The organism is Okeania sp. SIO2F4 (genome assembly GCF_010672385.1).
Taxonomy (GTDB): domain Bacteria; phylum Cyanobacteriota; class Cyanobacteriia; order Cyanobacteriales; family Microcoleaceae; genus Trichodesmium.
In genome coordinates, this window is record NZ_JAAHGT010001503.1 from 1 (window position 1) to 1,020 (window position 1,020).

Annotated in this window: 1 pseudogene; it reads right to left on the bottom strand. The window is 33.0% G+C overall.

Going from position 1 to position 1,020, the window contains the following annotated elements:
* Positions 1-480 precede the first annotated feature (480 nt).
* Positions 481-579: pseudogene (locus F6K22_RS41530) on the bottom strand (IS630-like element ISMae26 family transposase); the annotation flags it as partial.
* Between the last annotated feature and the right edge of the window lie 441 nt (positions 580-1,020).

Below are 1,020 nucleotides of genomic sequence, written 5' to 3' on the forward strand. Positions count from 1 at the left end.
TGTGGTACAAAGACTGCAAAAAAATCCTCGTCTGCAAAAATTGGGTTTAAAATTTAGAGCTTATTCTGCTGCACAATTATATAATCCCACTGGAAATTATGCCGGGGCAAATCGAAGTCCAGATCAGAGTCGGCGACGGATAGAAGTTCGGTTTACTCCTAGTGCAGTGGAGAGATAGTAAACAATTAATAATTAATAATTAATAGTTAATAATTAATTATTAAGAGTTGATGGTCAATTAATTATTCATTCAACATATTGGTTTAAAGCCTCCCCTTTTAAACTATGCTTTATAAACATCTTTCTTAACATAAAAATTGATAAAATAGACAAGTTATGAATAAGCATTTGAGAGGCTTTTTCCTGAGAAAAGTGTATTTAAAAGTACATTTTTTTAATAAATTCAGACAAGATTCTTACCGAATAATTAATAATTAAATAATTAAATAATTAAATAATTAAATATAGCATTTCCCACAGCTATGAGGTACAGTAACAACAATAGGTAAACCAGTTGCGAATATCTTTTTGAGTAACTTGTAACATAGCTGAGGTAATGGCATCAATTAAATATTTATATACCGTTTCTCAGCCTTTGTGAGGTACAGTTGTTTTTCTTCTTTAATCTATATCCTACGGAACAAGAATTACTACTCCCTACTCCCTATTCCCTTTCCCCCGTTCCCTGTTCCCTGATCCGGTGTTCCCTGTTCCCTAAAACCAAAGAATGCGCGTACCTCACGAATATGGGAATTGCTATAATTAAATAATTCAGCTTTATTAGCCTCCCCTTTGATAGGAGAAAAAAATAAATTTTTTCCTTTTAGTCAATCCTCTTCCTTTTAGGGAGAGGTAATTATCCATTATCCATTATCCATTATCCATTAATGAATCCCCCCTCTCCCCACACTCCCACAAGGTTTTCAGGAGTTCCTGATAAGGGATAGCCTTTTAAGGGGATAAATCAAAAATTTTCATGATTAGTCAATCCTCAATAGTTTTAAGAAGGGGTAATTATTA